We start from the raw sequence: 16,141 nt of genomic DNA, 5'->3' as shown, positions 1-16,141 counted from the left end.
ATACCCGTGCCCACGCCTCTCATCACTGTCGACGAGGACATACCTCCGCTCTCGTTCACCGTCCCCGAGGGATTCTTCACTCTGCCCTTGGCAGCCGCGTCCCAGGAACGAGCCGAACTGTCCGACGCATTCGTGAGAGAGCTCTACTCCCGCGGAGACGAATCCCTGTGGACCCCGGCGGCGCCGTTCTACGCAGCCTTGGCAGAGCAGCTCGCGCTCAGCGGCCTTTCGTATTCGGCTCTGGGTCTCTTCTCGACCGACGACGGCGGTGTGGTTCAGTGCGCCTTCACCGCGGCGGCCGTGCAGACCGACCAGACCGAGCCGGACGTCGCAGCCCAAGGCATCCTCGCCGTTCTGAGCCGCGATCCGCAGCATGACGCACGCTGGATGGACCTGCCCTGCGGCCCGGCGGTTTCCTGCGTGACCATGCGCGAGGTGACGATCTCGCCAGAGCTCACTGCGGACCAGGAGGAGAAACAGCTCCTCACGGGACAGATTCAGGTGCATGTTCCGTTCCCGAACGGCCCTTACACAGCTATATTTACTCTCCACACCGCATCCACCGAGTACTGGAACGAATTCTGCGACATGATCGTGTCGATTCTCCGGACGCTGTCATTCGCCGACCCTGTGATCGACACCTTCTCGGGTGGCTCGGCCGAAGAAGACTGACGGCACGTGGACTGGTATCCCGATCACGAGGAGGATCTACTCCTCCGCAACGCCGCCAAGTTCTCCACGGGTTTCGCTCCGGCCGTCGCAGGGTGCCGGTGGTTCAGAGATCCCGCTCGCAATGACATCCAAGACGAACTGCCCGGCTGGCCCGAGGGGCCGGTCTACTCCCTGCGCACGACCGGAGACCGCGTCGCTCGCCGTACCGGCCGTGCCTTCCTGGTCGGCATACCGGTGATCGCGAACATCATCGCGAACATCGGCGGAGCCGCCGGCTCGCCGTTCGGCGACGCACCCTTGCGCGGCAAGCCGGAGGAGCCGGAGAACGAGGTCCAGGACTTCCCCGTCATGTGGGCCGCCCCCGGCACGCTCGCACGTACCGTCCCCTGGCAACTCGACCCCGCCCGCCGCCCCGCGGGCTACGCCACCGACCTCGTCCTCACCAGCCGGCGCCTGCTCTTCCTCGGCACCCGATCCGGCACGTTGGACAAGGCCGACGTGCTGGCCGAATACCCCCGCGACACCATCGCCGGTGCCCGGCAGATGACGTACAGCGAGGTCGAAGCGGACGTGCGGCTGACCTTTGCCGACCAGTCCTGGGTCCGCCTGTTCACCGGCAACCCCGACAGCGCCCAGCGTCTGAGTCAACTGCTCGCCGGGACGGTCCGTACCGTCCCCGAAAGCGAACTCTCCAGCGGCCAACGCGACCGTCTGACCCGCTTCCTCGCCGACCTCCCGACCAACGCCCAACCTCCACTCCTCACCCGTCTCACGAGCGGCATCGTCATGGTCGAGGTCCGCGTTCCCTCGAAGGCGGCGAGGGACGTCCACGAGACCCACTCGATCCTGATGGGACCCTCTGGAGAAGCGGCCAAACCACAGCCGGGAGACCTGTAACGGCGTGGATGAGCGGAATGCCTGAGGCTCTTCAGGTTGCAAGGCCTGCGTGCGGGAACCAATGTCGTTTTCGCCACCGGATTGGCGTCTCGGATGGCTGGACTGCTCTCGGTCGGTGACACTCAACGGCACGGCAGTCGAGCGGAATTGTGCGGCTGGGGCCTCTGGTCCCGGTGTCACTCCCCGCGGCGCGGTGCCCGAGTCTCGTCAACCCGCCGCTTTTCCCCTCGCGTGCAGTGCCGATGGCGTCGACCGGCTACGCAGCTCCCGTCGACGTGCCCAGGTAAGGAGCGAACTGCTCGGTGACTGCCTCCGCCACCGCAGCCGCGTCGAGCGTGCCGTCGACCTCAATGACACGGATGCCGAGACGGCGGGCGTTCTGCGCCGCGTCCTCAGCGACCAGACGGTCACGGGCGATGCGATTGGCCTGGGCGCGGGCCGGGTTGCTGACAGGTACGCGGAGAGCACCCGCGCGCGGGAGGGTGCGCAGTTGGTGTTGCCGGAATTCCTCGGTGGGGACGAGGACGACCATCCGCCGCGGTGAGTCGACCATCGGTGCGACCAGCTCCGGTCGCAGCCCCCAACCCTCGGCGATCGCCGGCCGACTGGTGAACAATGCGCGCAGGTCGTCCAACGCCCACTCGAAGCGGATCGGGAAGCCCGCCAGCGTCTCGGCGGCCATTTCCTCCGGGCTCCGGTCCAACCAGACCTGATCCGGGGTCGGGTCCGTCACCGGCTCGCACAGCGCGATCCGACGCGCGATCCGGCGATCCTGGTGGCCGCGCGCGTCGTGGTAGTCGTAGTGATAAACGGTCAGTCCATGTTGCTCAGCAATGACTTCGGAGACGGTGGTCTTCCCGGCCCACTGTGCGCCGCCGATCCACAGCATGCGGTGCAGGCTGCCGTGCGGGTCACAGATCTCTGGCATGAAGGTCCTCCCCCTTGGAGAGCGGCGCAGGTCACCGCGCCCCATAAGTGTCTGGGGTGGACCGAAAAAATTGCAGTCTTGTCCTCAGCGTGTGGTTGTCGGAGAGTGGAAGAGAGGATGCTGGTGCGGTCGCGCGCCACTGCAGGTCGCACTGCTCGTGTTCTTCACTGAGCTCACGTGCCGGTTATCCGGCTCCCTCACACACGCGGTAGCGAAGGGGTCGCTGGTTCCCTTTCACTCAAAGGCCCACCAGCAACTGTCCTCCTCCTGTGGAGGAGAGTGAGGTGATAGTGGGCTCCTGTTGTTCACCTCCGGGGCGTCCATTCGATCGCGAGGAGGCCGAGGATGGCCTCGTCTTTGTATGCGCCGTACACCCAGGCGGAGCGCCGCAGTGTGCCCTCGCGTATGAACCCGACCCTGGCCGCCGCCGCGAGCATCGGGGCGTTCTCCGTAAGGGTATCGATCTGCAGGCGCTGTAGTCCGCGTACGGCGAACCCGTACTCGCAGAGCGTGTGCAGGACGTCGGCGCTGAGCCCGCGGCCGCGGAATGCGGGGCGCAGGGCAATCCCGATGTGCGCCGTCCGGTTGTGTGTGTCGATGCCCCACAGCAGAGCCTCGCCGGCCAGCTCCTGCGACTCCAGCTCGACAACGGAGAAGCACGCCGCCTCGTCCGACGGTCCGGTCACGGTGAAGGGTGAGTGATCCGAACCTGGGGGGATGGGCTGCCAGGGACGAGAGTCAGCGCCAGACCGGGTGGCCACATCGTCGTACAGCTCGGAATGGAGAACGGGGACGTCGCTCTCGTGCCGGGCTCGCAGCCCGGTCTTTTCGCCGCGTATCACAGGGCATTGCTATAGGAGGGGCAGTAGCCGATCAACCCGATTTCCCCCTCCTGATCCATGCAGGTGGCAGTCAGGCGCGTCCGAGGAGTGTGAGCGGTCGCAGGGGCACCGCTGCACAGCGGCAGCGCCATGGCAACCCGCCGATGGAGTGCCCGCAGCGCCTTCACCATTGGGATTCACTCCGTGGTGTGAATTTGAGGGCGGCAGCAGCGACCGACGAACCCCACCAACGTCATGGGCGCCAGTAGGCGCCCCCTTGCTGCAGAGTCGTCGGCCTGGCCATCGGACCCGCCGTTCGCACCCGACCATCGTCTTCACACACCCGTCCGGATAATCCGAATTGCCCCTGTTTACCAGTAAGTTCGCGCTGACGAAACGGAGAAGGCCAAGGGTACGGTCTGCATACCTGGCCAAAACTTGGCCTTCCTTGGGTTTCATCATGGAGCATACTTTGCATGATCTTGTCCCGCTCCCTAGGCCGACAGCACAGTCGTGTCGGAGCCGACGCGACCAAGACGCCCGTGAGCGTGCGTACTGTCAAGCCCGACAACACGCGGCGGTGAAGGTTGAGCGGGGTAGAACATCGCCCGATGAACGAACTCTGAGCGGGGGAGAGGGCACCGGCACATGGCTGACCGACTCGCCGTGGACGGCGGCGAACTCGCGCACTTCATGAAGCTTTTGGACAAATCGAGCGCCTCCTTGAAAGGTCTACGCAAGGCGCTGAACGATGCGACGGTCACCGGCCTGGGTACGGACGACCTGGACTCGGCGTGCGAGGACTTCCAGGACGACTGGAAGTACGGAGCCGAGGAGATCGGTAAGCAGACCGAGGATCTCGCCAAGATCATTGGTCAGAGCAAGGCCAGTTATGAAGAGGTCGACCAGGCATTGGAAGAAGCCCTGATGAAGTCGAAGCACGGCGGCGCGAAGGTCAAGAAGTGACGTACACACCCGGGCTCGAGCAGCCTCCGTACGCCAACTCCGCTGCAGTGCGCGAGGGTCGTCTGCCACAGGGACTGAAGTCATCTCCGTCCATTCCGAATCCTCACTACCCGCATCTGGGTTTCAATCCCACCCCGGGTGACACCGACACGGTCAACGATCTGTACAAGAAGCTCAGCAACTGTGCCAAGGTGCTGGAAGAGACGCATGGGACCGTCACCAAGCTCATGGACGGGAGTTACTGGAAGGGCGATGCCGCCGTCGCCTTCCGCGAGCAGCTTGAGGGTGGCCCTCTCCCGCTCAACCTGAAGAACGCCGCACACTCCATCCGCAAGGCTGCTCGGCATCTGAACAGCTGGGAAGGCGAGCTCGAAGAGTTCCAACTCCGGGCCAAAAAGCTCGAGCAGGAAGCCAAGGACGCTCAGGCCGCCGTGGATGCAGCGAAGGGACGCGCCGCAACGGCCAAGAACGACCCGGATCTCCATGGCAAGGGCGGACAGCACGACAAGGCACAGAAGACCCCCACCCAAGCCAACGCCGCGGTGACGGATGCCCAGGCCGAGCTCGACAAAATCATCGGCAGGGCCAAGAAACTCGCCGAAGAACACGAGGAGAAGGCCCGCTACCGCGCTGGCAAGATTCGCGACGCCACGAAGAAGCTGGCACCGCACGAGCCCGGTTGGCTCGAGGAATTCGGCGATTGGTTCACCGAGAACCTGCCGGACATCCTCAGTTTCACGGCGGGTGTCATCGGCCTGGTGGCGCTGTTCGTCGCGACAGGAGGCGTGGCGGCAGCCGTTCTGCTGCTCTCGGCGGCAGCGCTGAGCGCGACTGCCCTCACGATGCGACTGTCGGATTCCGAAGTGTTTGCGTCGCTGAAAGATGGCTTCACCAAAGGCGAGTTCGACTCTGACTTCTGGGGCAACTTCGTCAGCGTCGGCGGTGACGCGCTCGGCATGTTTCCGGGCGTAGCCGCTGTGCGAATGGGCGCTCGTGGGGCTGTCAGCGCCCTGCAGGCCGGCGAGGAGGCAGTCACTCTCGGAAAGGTGGTGGCGACCTTCGGCAGCGAAACCATGAGTCAGGCAAAGACGATCGCGGGCCTTGGAAATCCCGCTTTGAGCTTGGCAGTGCGGGGAGCAAGGGACGCGGCGCGAGCAGGTGAGATCGTGGAGATCACCTCGGCTTCGGTTGGTGTCGCCACCGCCGGTTACGGTCTGGTGTCCAGTGCTGTGGATGACCTGGACAATGAGGGAGTCAAGGACAGCACTACCGGAATCGACGGAGTGCGCAGCATCCTGGACAGCGGCGCTCTGATCGACCTTGCACGACACGCATTCTGAGCGTCGGACGCCACACACAAGAGAGACAAAATGAACCCCGTAGACCACCATACGGCCTGGGAGTACCCTCCCACCAGGCAAGCGTGGGGTAGGCAGTTGGCAATAAATGTAGCTGCCCTCATCGCCTGGAGTGTGTCGGTGTTCGCCCTTTTGGCAATCCTGACCGTATTCCTGAGCCCTGGATACACCATCCTCATTGTGCCGTTTCTCGTATACAGCTTCCACAGGGCTTTCCTGCAGCTCTTCATCATCGCTTGGGTATTCCGGATGCGGCGAGTCCTGCAGGCGTACCCATGGCAGCTCGTTCGTGACATGTCGTACGGCCTCACCAAACGGACGGATGTCGTCGGCCGGCAATTCGGCTGGTTCGAGTTCCCCAACCCCGCACGGCCAGAGGAGAAACTGCCCCTGGTCTTCTCCCGGCACTGGGGGGTTGGCTGGTGGCATCGGCGTATGGCTCCTCGCGCGGCGTCGGAGCTCAAGGCCCAGATCGGCGTCGTGTGGCTCGCGGGTGACCCCCGCTTCATCGGTGTGATCGCTGCGCCCTCCGTCGACGGCTCGATGCCCCGCCGACTCCGTTTCCTGCATCAGCAGACTCCAGCGACCGGAGGGCTGTCCCTCGCGGACTGGGGCGCCACTGACGACGACATCGAACGTGGTCGCCGCGCCGGAGTACGCCCCGCCTGAACGTGACCTCCTCGACAACAACGGGACCTCACAGACATGAAGCCGCGCGTCGTCATCGACGATTCCGTCAACGACCCCTATGCCGGCATCTGGTTCGCCGTCCCCGGCGGTTTCACCGAGATGCCACTCGATGTCCTGCTCGCCTCCCCCGCATCCGCCGAGGCAGACCGGCTCAGGGAAGCGATCGCTCCGCTCGTGGCGGCCTTTCCCGACGCGATGGCTCGCCAACAGTTCATCGCCCAGTTGGCATCGGGACAACAACTCCTCCGCGCCCTGCGCGAGGTGGGCACGGTCCATTGCTCGCTCGGAGTACACCACGACGACTTGGGGGCAGGAAGCGGTCAAGCCCTGCATTCCCTCTTCACGGTGTCGTGGCGGGACATCGCCTGGTCTCCACGTTCAGTCAACGCCGCACGGGCCGTGGCGTCAGCGGAGGAGCATTCCGACATCGAGTACTTGGAACTCCCCAGCGGACCCGCGTCCATGGGCGAGACCGTGCGAACGGCGTCGCCTGGATCCGGTATCCCTGCGCTCCCCCTGCTACAGATCCAGGCTTACCTTCCTCACCCGGATTGCAGGCGCATGGCAGTTCTCATGCTGAGCACCACCGCGGTGGAGCGACGTTTGGAATACCGCGCGATTCTCCGTCAGATCGCCGAACTGACGAGTTTCGAGTCTCCACTGGCCGAGGCGCAGCAGAATTGACCGGCTTCGCCAGGAACACGCTGCCGGCAGGACACATTCCCACCTGAACAGCCCAAATACGCGTCATACCCTCTCCCCATGGCCAAAACCAGGATCAGTATCAGCCTCGACGAAGAGCAGGCCGATCGCATCCGGCAGCACGCCGAGCGGGCGGGTATGGATGTCTCGGCGTATCTCGTGCATGCCGCGACGCGGCAGATGGCTGAGACCGAGGCCATGGAGGATCAGTTCTCGGAAGTCGATGCCCTGATCGCGGCCGCGGAGGCGGAGGCGGCTTCCCTCGCCCCGGGGGCCGGCACGGCGGACGAGCACCTGACGGAGCAGGAACATCGAAATGTCCAGGCCGTGCTCAACCTCGTCTACGGCCAAGGCGGTCGCGCTCCATGAGGGGCTTCGGGCAACTCCTCATCGAGCGGTCGTCCCGTGGCCCGTACTCGCCCAGGTGTGGCGACCCCGGCCGGCAGTGGTGCACGCCCTGGCCGGGATTCTCAGGGACTGCACGATTTCGCAGGCCAGGGCCTCGGAACCGGCCATGCGGGGCACCAGCACGTCCTCGACTGGCGGCGCCTCGGTACGGCCCTGGGGGCGGCGAAGCTTCCCCCCAAGAAGAAGCCGGACACGGTTGCCGCCTGGGTGACACTATCCGCCGTGAAGCATGGCAGCGCCGTGGTCTTCACCAGTGACCCCGGGGACATCGAGGCGTACCTCGCCTTGATGCATCCGGTGGATGTTCACATCGTGCCGGTCTGACCTGGAACGCGGGTGCGACGGGGCAAGCAACATATGCCTCGTCGCACCCGTGCAGAGCGCCGACCGAATCCGGCGGCCCGGACTAACCCTTCGCCTGCTTAGCCAGCTGCTCGTCCAGCTGCTCGTACGCTTCCTTGGCCTTCTTCAGGAAGTCGGACAGGCCGTGCAGGCCCTGGATGGTCTTCGCCGCGCCCTTGGTGAAGGTCTTGATGGAGTCGTCGTACGCGCCGGACGCCTTCTGGGTGGTGAAGCCGTTCTCCACCAGGGCGCTGACGCGCTTCTCGACGTTCTTGATCTTGTCTTCCAGGTCGTGCATGTCCTTGATCAGGTCACCCGCGACCTTCTCCATCTCGTGATAAGTAAGGTCCGTGTCCTTGGCCATGACGGCCCCCTCCCGTTCGTGTGGCCGCAGGGCCTTCCCCCGTGGCGCTGTTGGCGGATGCGTGGCCGTGGCCGTGGCTGGGCCGTCCGCATGAGCAAAGATCTTACGGGTGTGACCGGTGGGGCCACAGGGGCCTCATGCAAGGGAATCGTGAACCGGTGCACATCCCGTTGCTTCCGGCAAAGGCCGTCCGGCTAAGGTCACTTCCACGATCAGGTGTTGTACGGGGTGTGCCCGCGGTGTGGTGTGCCCGAAGTGTGTGGGGGGACGAAGCGTGCGTCTGAGTCTGACCGTCGTCGACCCGCTCGGCGGTGCCAGTGCCGACGTGGTGCTCGACGCCGATCCGGAGTCCACCGTGGGCGCCGTCGCCGAGGAGTTGGCGCGGCACGTCGGCTGGGGTGGCGACGATGCTCGGGTCATTCCCATCGGGGCTCACCGGAGCAGCGGCACCACCAGTTCGGCTCCGCTCGCCTACGTCGACGGGTACGCCGTCGATCCCGGCGCCACCGTCGTCAACTCCCCCCTCCGCGACGGCGTCGTCGTCAGCCTGCACGATCCGGCCGGGTGCATCCTCGGCGAACCCACCGGCATCGTGGAGTTGAGGGTCGCGGGTGGGCCGGGTGCCGGTGCCGTGCATCGGCTCGGGGTCGGGCGGTACGACATCGGGAGCGGGCCGGCCGCTCACATCCGTATCGACGACCCGGAGCTTCCGGACCGCGCCGCCGCCCTCTCCATCGCCATCGACGGGACGTGCCAGGTCGCCCTCCACACCAGCGAGGACACCCCCCGGCTCGACGGCGAGGTATTCGAGAGCGGCGGCGACTGGCCACTCGGGGCCCAACTCGCCCTCGGTAACACGCTGCTCGAACTTGGCCCCTACTCCCCTCCCAACGCCGCCCTCAAGTGGTCCGACGACGGTGCCGCCCTCGACTACAACCGGCCCCCGCGGCTGCGGCCCGCCGAGCGGCAGACGTCGTTCTCGTTGCCGAATCCGCCCGGTGACTACGAGGCCCGGCCGCTGCCGTGGCTGATGGCGCTGCTGCCGCTCGTCGGGGCCGTCGTGTCCGTGTTCATGTTTCACCGCTGGTACTACCTGATCATGGCTCTGATGAGCCCGGTCATGCTGTTCGGCAACTACTTCATGGACAAGAAGCACGGCCGGAAGTCGCACGCCAAGCAGCGCAAGGAGTACCAGGAGCACAAGGCGCGGATCGAGAAGGACGCCCAGGACGCGCTGGTCGCCGAGCGGACGGACCGGCGGCAGGCCGTGCCCGACCCGGCGGCCGTGCTCGCGACCGGGACGGGACCTCGTACCCGTCTGTGGGAGCGCAGACGTACCGACGCGGATCATCTCCTCATCCGGTTCGGCACCGGGCGCGTGCCCTCGGAGGTCGAGCTCGACGACCCGGAGCAGGACGAGCACAAGCGCAAGGTCCGCTGGTTCATCGAGGACGCGCCGGTGGCCCTGCCGCTCAGGGAGCTCGGCGTCATCGGCGTCGCCGGTCCCGGTGACTCCGCGCCGGCGCTGGGGCGTTGGGCCGTCGCCCAGACCGCCGTGCTGCACAGCCCGATGGACGTGCAGTTCTACGTCCTCACCGACAACGACGCCCGTGAGCGCTGGGACTGGGTGCGCTGGCTGCCCCACGCCCGCCCGGCCGGCGGGCAGGACGTCAACGTCCTGATCGGGACGGACTCCGAGACCGTCGGCGCGCGTGTCGGTGAGCTCACGCAGGTGCTGGACGCCCGTCAGAAGGCGCTGCAGCAGGGTGGGCGCGGCAAGACGGACGGGCCCGCCTTCTCCGACCCGGACATCGTCGTCGTGTGGGACGGTTCGCGGCGGCTGCGGTCCATGCCCGGTGTCGTACGGCTGCTGCGGGAGGGCCCGGCCGTCGCCATCTACGCGATCTGCCTGGACGAGGAGGAGCGGTTCCTGCCCGGCGAGTGCCAGGCCTTCGTGGTGGCCGAGCCGCGGCAGACGGACACCCCCCAGCAGTCGACTCCCGTGGCGCAGCAGGCCGTTGGCGGGTTCCCCTCCTTCCAGGCCTGGCATCCCAGTGCCCAGAGCGCCGACGAACTCGCCGCCAGGGCGCCCGAGTTGCGGCTGCGCGTCGAGCAGACCGGGGCGTTGCGGAAGAAGAACGTACGGCCCGACTTCGTCTCCGCCGCCTGGTGCGCCCGGCTCGCCCGTTCTCTGTCGCCGCTGCGTGACATCAGCGGGGAGACCGAGGACTCGGCGCTGCCCGGCTCCAGCCGACTGCTCGACGTGCTCCAGTTGGAGCCGCCGACGCGGGACGCGATCGCCGCGCGGTGGCGGATGGGCGGTCAGTCGACGATGGCCGTCATCGGCGAGTCGTACGACGGCCCGTTCGGCATCGACCTGCGGCGGGACGGGCCGCACGGGCTCATCGCCGGTACGACCGGTTCGGGTAAGTCGGAGCTGCTGCAGACCATCGTCGCCGCGCTGGCGGTGGCGAACACGCCGGAGAACATGACCTTCGTCCTGGTCGACTACAAGGGCGGTTCGGCGTTCAAGGACTGCGTCAAACTCCCGCACACCGTCGGCATGGTGACCGACCTCGACGCCCACCTCGTGGAGCGGGCGCTGGAGTCGTTGGGCGCGGAGCTGAAGCGGCGCGAGCACATCCTCGCCGCCGCCGACGCCAAGGACATCGAGGACTACCAGGATCTGGTGCGGAGGGATCCGTCCCATCCGCCGGTGCCCCGGCTTCTCATCGTCATCGACGAGTTCGCCTCGATGGTGCGTGACCTGCCCGACTTCGTCACCGGTCTCGTCAACATCGCCCAGCGCGGGCGGTCCCTCGGCATTCACCTGCTCCTCGCCACGCAGCGGCCCTCCGGTGTCGTGTCTCCCGAGATCCGCGCCAACACCAACCTCCGTATCGCGCTGCGCGTGACGGACGCCGGGGAGTCGACGGACGTCATCGACGCGCCCGACGCCGGGCACATCGCGAAGAGCACGCCGGGCCGTGCGTACGTACGGCTCGGGCACGCCTCGCTGATCCCGTTCCAGTCGGGCCGCGTCGGTGGGCGCCGCCCCGGGGCCGCCGATCCGGCGACGCTCGCGCCCTGGGCCGGTCCGCTGACCTGGCAGGACCTGGGCCGGGCGGCGCTCGCCAAGCCCAAGTCCGAGGCGCGCGAGGACGACGAGATCACCGACCTCAAGGTGCTCGTGGACGCGGTGCGGGAGGCGAACCGGGCGCTCGGCATCCCGGCGCAGCACTCGCCGTGGCTGCCCGCCCTGGACGACACGCTGCTGCTGGACGACGTCCCGACCCCGGCCGGCCAGGGTTCGCTGCCCGCCGCCCCGTACGGCGTCGAGGACCTGCCCGCCGACCAGGCGCGCCGCGCGGTGGCCGTCGACTTCGCGACCTTCGGGCACCTCATCGTCGCCGGTGCCCCGCGCACCGGTCGTTCGCAGGTGCTGCGCACCATCGCCGGTTCGCTGGCCCGCACCAACTCCTGTGCGGACGTGCACCTTTACGGCATCGACTGCGGCAACGGCGCGCTCAACGCGCTGACCCGGCTGCCGCACTGCGGCGCGGTCGTCAGCCGCAACCAGTTGGAGCGGGTGGAGCGGCTGGTCAGCCGGCTGAGCGGAGAACTGAGTCGCCGTCAGGAGCTGCTCGCCGACCGCGGGTTCGCGGACATCGGTGAGCAGCGGGCGGCCGTGTCCGTGGAGGAGCGGCTGCCGCACATCGTCGTGCTCCTTGACCGGTGGGAGGGGTGGCTGCCCACGCTGGGCGAGCACAACCACGGTGATCTCACCGACCAGATCATGGCGATGATGCGGGAGGGTGCGAGCGTGGGCCTCCATGTCGTCATCACCGGTGACCGGCAGCTGCTGGCGGGCCGTATCTCGTCCCTCACCGAGGACAAGTACGGTCTGCGGCTGGCCGATCGGGCCGACTTCTCGATGCTGGACATCAACTCCCGCAAGGTGCCCGAGGAGATCCCGCCGGGCCGCGCCTTCCGCAGTGAGACGGCGGCGGAGACGCAGTTCGCGCTGCTGTCCGAGGACACGACGGGCCAGGGTCAGAACGCCGCGCTGCTCGCCATCGGCGAGGCGGCGGCCGCCCGGGACTCCCAGGTGCCGCGCTCGCTGCGCCCGTTCCGCGTGGACGTGCTGCCGAGCCGTATCTCCTTCGAGGACGCGTGGGCGATGCGCGACGTGGCGACGGCCTCCGCCCCGCTGTGGGCGCTGGCGGGTGTCGGCGGCGACGAACTCACCGCGTTCGGGCCGGACCTGGCCCAGGGCGTGCCGGCGTTCGTCGTCGGCGGTCCCGCCAAGTCGGGCCGTTCCACGGTGCTGTTGAGCTTCGCCCGCTCCTACCTCGCTAAGGGGGTACGCCTCGTGATCGCGGCGCCGCGTCCCTCCCCGCTCCGTGAACTGGACGGGCAGGAAGGTGTGTTGAAGGTCTTCACCGGCCGGGACGTCGACGAGGACGAGCTGACGGAGCTGGTCGACACGGCCAAGCCGGAGGACCCGGTCGTCGTCCTGGTCGACGACGCCGAGGTGCTGGACGACTGCGACGCCGAGGACGTGTTCAAGCGGATCGTGGAGCGCGGCGGCGAGGAGGGGCTCGCGGTCGTCATCGCCGGTGACGAGGACGAGATCTGCGACGGCTTCTCTGGCTGGCAGGTCGACGCGAAGAAGGCCCGCCGCGGCATCCTGCTCTCCCCGCAGGAGTCTGGCTCCGGCGAGCTCATCGGCATCCGCACCAACCGCAGCATGGTCGGCGGCCCGATCACCCCGGGCAAGGGCATGCTGCACCTGGGCACCGGCGAGCACGTCACGGTCACCACGCCGTTGTAGGGGCCCGCTACCCGACCTTCGCCATCTGGGCCGTGGGGTGCCCCTCCGCCTCGCTGTCCGAGACGTACTTCAGGTCGGCGCCCACCCGCGACAGCCGCACGGTGTGCGGGGTCGGGTTGCAGCCCTCGTGGTTGGAGGCGGCGCCCACCGAGGTGGCGACGAGCTCCGTCCTCGTCACCGTCTTCACGGTCAGCAGGTCGGTGCAGATGCCGCCGAGCTGGTCGGTCTGCCGGAGCCGGCCCAACTCCTGTCCCACGGACGCATGGTGGACCGTCAGCCGGAAGGTCCCGACCGGAAGAGTGCCGTTGAGCGCCGTGGCCGACCCCTCCCAGGTGCCGAGGTAGGAGACGGGCACGGCACCGGCACCCGGGCTCGCGGCGTCGCTCGTCGCGGAACTCGGCGTGGCGGAACTCGACGTCGCGGAACTCGGCGTGGCGGAGGCCGTCGGGGGCCTGCTGCCCGCGCTGCCCTCGTAGTCGCCGCTCCCCCCGCTCCGCCACTGGTCGACCAGGAACACCGTCCCCACGGTCACCGCCGCCAGCGCCCCCGCCACCGCGAGCGCCACCGTGCAGCTCAGCCGCCGTCCGCGCCCGCCCTCCCCCGGCACGGACGTCGCCGCCACGGAGACGGACACCTTGCCGGGCCGCTGCTCGACGGGAGGCGCGTCCCGGGGTTCCGGTACGGCGGTCGGCGCGCTCTCCGCCATCGCCGGAGCCGGACCGAACTCCCCTACGGTCCGCTGCCCGGGCCACTCGCCACCCGCGACCGAGGGACTGCTGAACCCCACCGGCCCCGAAGCGGCCTCCACCGCCTCAACTGCCTCCGTCACCTCCGCCGGCTCGAGGTTCAGCAGGCGTACGGCGCTCCGGCTCACCTGCTCCACCAGCGTGCCCGGCAGCCACCCGCCCGCGACCAGGCGTGCCGCGCCCTCGGGGGCCAGCCTGCGGGCCAGCTCGGCGGGGGTGGGACGCTCGCTCGGCTCCTTGGCCAGGCACGCCTGGGTGACCTCCCGCAACTCGCCGCTCAGGGGACCGAGTTCGGGTTGCTCGTGGACGACCTTGTAGAGGAGGGAGGCGGACGAGTCGCCGGGGAACGGCGGCTGCCCGGTCGCCGCGAACACCAGGACCGCCCCGAGGGAGAAGACGTCGGCGGCCCCGGTCGCGCCCTTGCCGAGAATCTGTTCCGGGGACATGTAGCCGGGCGAGCCGATCGAGACGCCGGTGGAGGTGAGGGACGCCGTGCCGTCCGTGGCCCGCGCGATACCGAAGTCGATCAGCAGGGGGCCGTCCAGGGTGAGCAGCACGTTGGACGGCTTCACGTCCCGGTGCACCAGTCCCAGGTCGTGCACGGCGGCCAGCGCCTCCGCCAGCCCCGCGCCCAGCGCGCGTACCGAGGGGACGGGCAGCGGGCCGGTGTCCGCGACCGCCGCCGCCAGCGACGGGCCCGCCGCGTACGCCGTCGCGACCCAGGGGACGGGTGCCTCGGGGTCGGCGTCGAGCACCGGGGCCGTCCAGGCGCCGCCGACCTTCCGCGCCGCCTGCACCTCCCGGCGGAAACGGGCGCGGAACTCCTCGTCGAGGGCGAAGTGCGGGTGCACGATCTTGACCGCGACCGTGCGGCCGCCGGCGCTGCGGCCCAGGTAGACCCGGCCCATGCCGCCGGCGCCTAGCCGTCCGAGCAGCCGGTAGGGCCCCACGGCGGTGGGCTCGTCGACCCCGAGTGGCTGCATGGCCGTCCCCTCCCCCGTGCGGCGCCGGGCCCCGCGGGCCCCACAACGCTCAGATGCAGGTTACGGCTGGAGCAGTTCCACCTTCACGTCCGCCGGGAAACCCGTCGTCGGGCCGACGCGGCGGGCGAACTCGGCGACCGCCGCCAGCTGCGGTGCGCCGAAGCGGAAGTCGAGGGTGGTGAAGTACCGCTCCAGGACCTTCTCGTCGAAGGCCTCCCAGCGTGCCGCCTGCTCGGCCACCTTGCCGACCTCCTCCAGGGAGAGGTTGCGGGAGGCGAGGAAGGCCTCGTGGACGCGGCGGGTGATGACCGGTTCGCGGGTCAGGTAGTCGCGGCGGGCCGCCCACACCGCGAACACGAACGGCAGGCCGGTCCACTCTTTCCAGAGCGCACCGAGGTCGTGCACCGCGAGGCCGTACTTCGGGCCGTCGTGGAGGTTGGCGCGCAGGGCCGCGTCGCCGATCAGGACGGCCGCCTCGGCCTCCTGCATCATCAGGCTGAGGTCGGGCGGGCACGTGTAGTAGTCGGGCTGGACGCCGTAGCGGTCGGCCAGGAGGAGCTGCGCCAGGCGCACGGAGGTGCGCGAGGTCGAGCCGAGGGCGACGCGGCGGCCGTCCAGCTGGTCCAGCGGGACCTGCGAGACGATCACACAGGACATGACCGGGCCGTCGCAGCCGACGGCGATGTCGGGGAAGGCGACCAGGTCGTCCGCGTTCTTCAGGAACTCGACGAGGGTGATGGGCGCGATGTCGAGGTCTCCCTGCACCAGCTGCTCGCTGAGCTTCTCCGGGGTGTCCTTGGTGAGCTCGAAGTCGAGGAGCGTGCCCGTTCTCGCGAGCCCCCAGTACAGGGGCAGGCAGTTGAGGAACTGGATGTGGCCGACGCGCGGCCGGGTGCGAGAATTGTCCACATCGCGAGGCTAGACCCTATGGGGTACGCTCCAGACTTCGGCCCCGGTGTCAACCGCTCTCGGATCATTCAAACATCCGGGTGACGTGATCTTGCCCTCTATTGCTTTCGGCTGCCCGCGTGCTAGGCTCGCCGCAAGTTGCAGTTTGGTTTCCCTTGCAGTACAGAGCCTGCGGAGCATGTAACCGCGGGCTCTAGTCGTTTTCAGACGTATGCAGTTGTGCGGCACTTGCTTTCACGCTTGCAGGGTTCTGGAGCAGGGCAACCCTTTGGGCCCAAGGAGGGCTTATGGCTACCGGAACCGTGAAGTGGTTCAACGCCGAAAAGGGCTTTGGCTTCATCGCCCAGGAAGGCGGCGGCCCCGACGTCTTCGTTCACTACTCCGCGATCAACGCGAGCGGCTTCCGTTCGCTGGAGGAGAACCAGCAGGTCTCCTTCGACGTGACCCAGGGCCCGAAGGGTCCGCAGGCGGAGAACGTCACCCCCGTCTGATCATTCGGTCTCGGAGCCTGGTGCTTTGAT

15 protein-coding genes are annotated in these 16,141 nt (G+C 68.1%); 10 read left to right on the top strand and 5 right to left on the bottom strand.

The window, feature by feature from the left end; all coding sequences use genetic code 11:
* Positions 1-6: 6 nt before the first annotated feature.
* Both ACIRVK_RS03070 and ACIRVK_RS03065 read left to right on the top strand, forming a co-directional pair.
* Positions 7-672 (top strand): hypothetical protein, encoded by a 666-nt coding sequence (locus ACIRVK_RS03070; protein WP_404243378.1) that lies wholly within the window; start codon positions 7-9, stop codon positions 670-672.
* Between the two features lie 6 nt (positions 673-678).
* Positions 679-1,569, top strand: coding sequence for a hypothetical protein (locus ACIRVK_RS03065; RefSeq protein ID WP_404243376.1), 891 nt, complete (start codon positions 679-681; stop codon positions 1,567-1,569).
* Between the two features lie 256 nt (positions 1,570-1,825).
* Here ACIRVK_RS03065 and ACIRVK_RS03060 read toward each other — a convergent pair whose 3' ends face one another.
* Both ACIRVK_RS03060 and ACIRVK_RS03055 read right to left on the bottom strand, forming a co-directional pair.
* The gene (locus ACIRVK_RS03060; protein WP_404243374.1) at positions 1,826-2,458 is read right to left on the bottom strand and encodes a hypothetical protein; all 633 of its coding nucleotides are present in this window, start codon (positions 2,456-2,458) and stop codon (positions 1,826-1,828) included.
* Between the two features lie 344 nt (positions 2,459-2,802).
* Complete coding sequence (locus ACIRVK_RS03055) at positions 2,803-3,339, bottom strand: GNAT family N-acetyltransferase (protein WP_404243372.1); 537 nt, start codon at positions 3,337-3,339, stop codon at positions 2,803-2,805.
* 627 nt (positions 3,340-3,966) lie between these two features.
* Between ACIRVK_RS03055 and ACIRVK_RS03050 the strand changes: the two genes are divergently transcribed.
* The 6 genes from ACIRVK_RS03050 to ACIRVK_RS03025 all read left to right on the top strand — a co-directional run bounded on the left by ACIRVK_RS03050 (position 3,967) and on the right by ACIRVK_RS03025 (position 7,766).
* Positions 3,967-4,284 (top strand): type VII secretion target, encoded by a 318-nt coding sequence (locus ACIRVK_RS03050; RefSeq protein WP_404243370.1) that lies wholly within the window; start codon positions 3,967-3,969, stop codon positions 4,282-4,284.
* Entirely contained in the window at positions 4,281-5,624 is a 1,344-nt protein-coding gene (locus ACIRVK_RS03045; RefSeq protein WP_404243368.1) for a hypothetical protein, read from the top strand. The genes ACIRVK_RS03050 and ACIRVK_RS03045 overlap by 4 nt, the downstream gene beginning before the upstream one ends.
* A gap of 138 nt (positions 5,625-5,762) precedes the next feature.
* On the top strand, positions 5,763-6,311 hold the full coding sequence (locus ACIRVK_RS03040; RefSeq protein ID WP_404243366.1) for a hypothetical protein: 549 nt from the start codon (positions 5,763-5,765) through the stop codon (positions 6,309-6,311).
* 36 nt (positions 6,312-6,347) lie between these two features.
* The gene (locus tag ACIRVK_RS03035) at positions 6,348-7,016 is read left to right on the top strand and encodes a hypothetical protein (protein ID WP_404243364.1); all 669 of its coding nucleotides are present in this window, start codon (positions 6,348-6,350) and stop codon (positions 7,014-7,016) included.
* Positions 7,017-7,094: 78 nt separating this feature from the next.
* On the top strand, positions 7,095-7,403 hold the full coding sequence (locus ACIRVK_RS03030; protein ID WP_404243362.1) for a plasmid mobilization protein: 309 nt from the start codon (positions 7,095-7,097) through the stop codon (positions 7,401-7,403).
* A 57-nt stretch (positions 7,404-7,460) separates the two neighbouring features.
* Positions 7,461-7,766, top strand: a complete 306-nt coding sequence (locus ACIRVK_RS03025; RefSeq protein WP_404243360.1) for a hypothetical protein — start codon at positions 7,461-7,463, stop codon at positions 7,764-7,766.
* Between the two features lie 82 nt (positions 7,767-7,848).
* On the opposite strand, the gene ACIRVK_RS03020 is transcribed toward ACIRVK_RS03025, so the two are convergent.
* Positions 7,849-8,148, bottom strand: coding sequence for a WXG100 family type VII secretion target (locus tag ACIRVK_RS03020; RefSeq protein WP_404243359.1), 300 nt, complete (start codon positions 8,146-8,148; stop codon positions 7,849-7,851).
* Between the two features lie 274 nt (positions 8,149-8,422).
* Between ACIRVK_RS03020 and ACIRVK_RS03015 the strand changes: the two genes are divergently transcribed.
* Positions 8,423-12,982, top strand: coding sequence for an FtsK/SpoIIIE domain-containing protein (locus ACIRVK_RS03015; protein ID WP_404243357.1), 4,560 nt, complete (start codon positions 8,423-8,425; stop codon positions 12,980-12,982).
* A 7-nt stretch (positions 12,983-12,989) separates the two neighbouring features.
* Here ACIRVK_RS03015 and ACIRVK_RS03010 read toward each other — a convergent pair whose 3' ends face one another.
* On the bottom strand, positions 12,990-14,711 hold the full coding sequence (locus ACIRVK_RS03010) for a protein kinase (RefSeq protein ID WP_404243355.1): 1,722 nt from the start codon (positions 14,709-14,711) through the stop codon (positions 12,990-12,992).
* A 60-nt stretch (positions 14,712-14,771) separates the two neighbouring features.
* Positions 14,772-15,620 carry a menaquinone biosynthetic enzyme MqnA/MqnD family protein gene (locus ACIRVK_RS03005; protein WP_404243353.1) on the bottom strand — a complete coding sequence of 283 codons (849 nt, stop codon included), beginning with the start codon at positions 15,618-15,620 and terminating at the stop codon, positions 14,772-14,774.
* Positions 15,621-15,907: 287 nt separating this feature from the next.
* On the opposite strand from ACIRVK_RS03005, the gene ACIRVK_RS03000 reads away from it, so the two are divergent.
* Complete coding sequence (locus ACIRVK_RS03000; RefSeq protein WP_003992177.1) at positions 15,908-16,111, top strand: cold-shock protein; 204 nt, start codon at positions 15,908-15,910, stop codon at positions 16,109-16,111.
* Positions 16,112-16,141 lie beyond the last annotated feature (30 nt).

This window comes from Streptomyces sp. NPDC101152 (assembly GCF_044768275.1).
GTDB lineage: Bacteria > Actinomycetota > Actinomycetes > Streptomycetales > Streptomycetaceae > Streptomyces.
Note: the sequence above shows the minus strand (reverse complement) of the source record. Positions and strands in the feature narration are given on the sequence as shown.

Excerpts from the sequence above, each read along its gene's own strand:
- ACIRVK_RS03060 (WP_404243374.1), bottom strand. The coding sequence starts at position 2,458 with ATGCTGTGGATCGGCGGCGCACAGTGGGCCGGGAAGACCACCGTCTCC.
- ACIRVK_RS03000 (WP_003992177.1), top strand. The coding sequence starts at position 15,908 with ATGGCTACCGGAACCGTGAAGTGGTTCAACGCCGAAAAGGGCTTTGGC.
- ACIRVK_RS03010 (WP_404243355.1), bottom strand. The coding sequence starts at position 14,711 with ATGCAGCCACTCGGGGTCGACGAGCCCACCGCCGTGGGGCCCTACCGG.
- ACIRVK_RS03050 (WP_404243370.1), top strand. The coding sequence starts at position 3,967 with ATGGCTGACCGACTCGCCGTGGACGGCGGCGAACTCGCGCACTTCATG.
- ACIRVK_RS03030 (WP_404243362.1), top strand. The coding sequence starts at position 7,095 with ATGGCCAAAACCAGGATCAGTATCAGCCTCGACGAAGAGCAGGCCGAT.
- ACIRVK_RS03035 (WP_404243364.1), top strand. The coding sequence starts at position 6,348 with ATGAAGCCGCGCGTCGTCATCGACGATTCCGTCAACGACCCCTATGCC.
- ACIRVK_RS03020 (WP_404243359.1), bottom strand. The coding sequence starts at position 8,148 with ATGGCCAAGGACACGGACCTTACTTATCACGAGATGGAGAAGGTCGCG.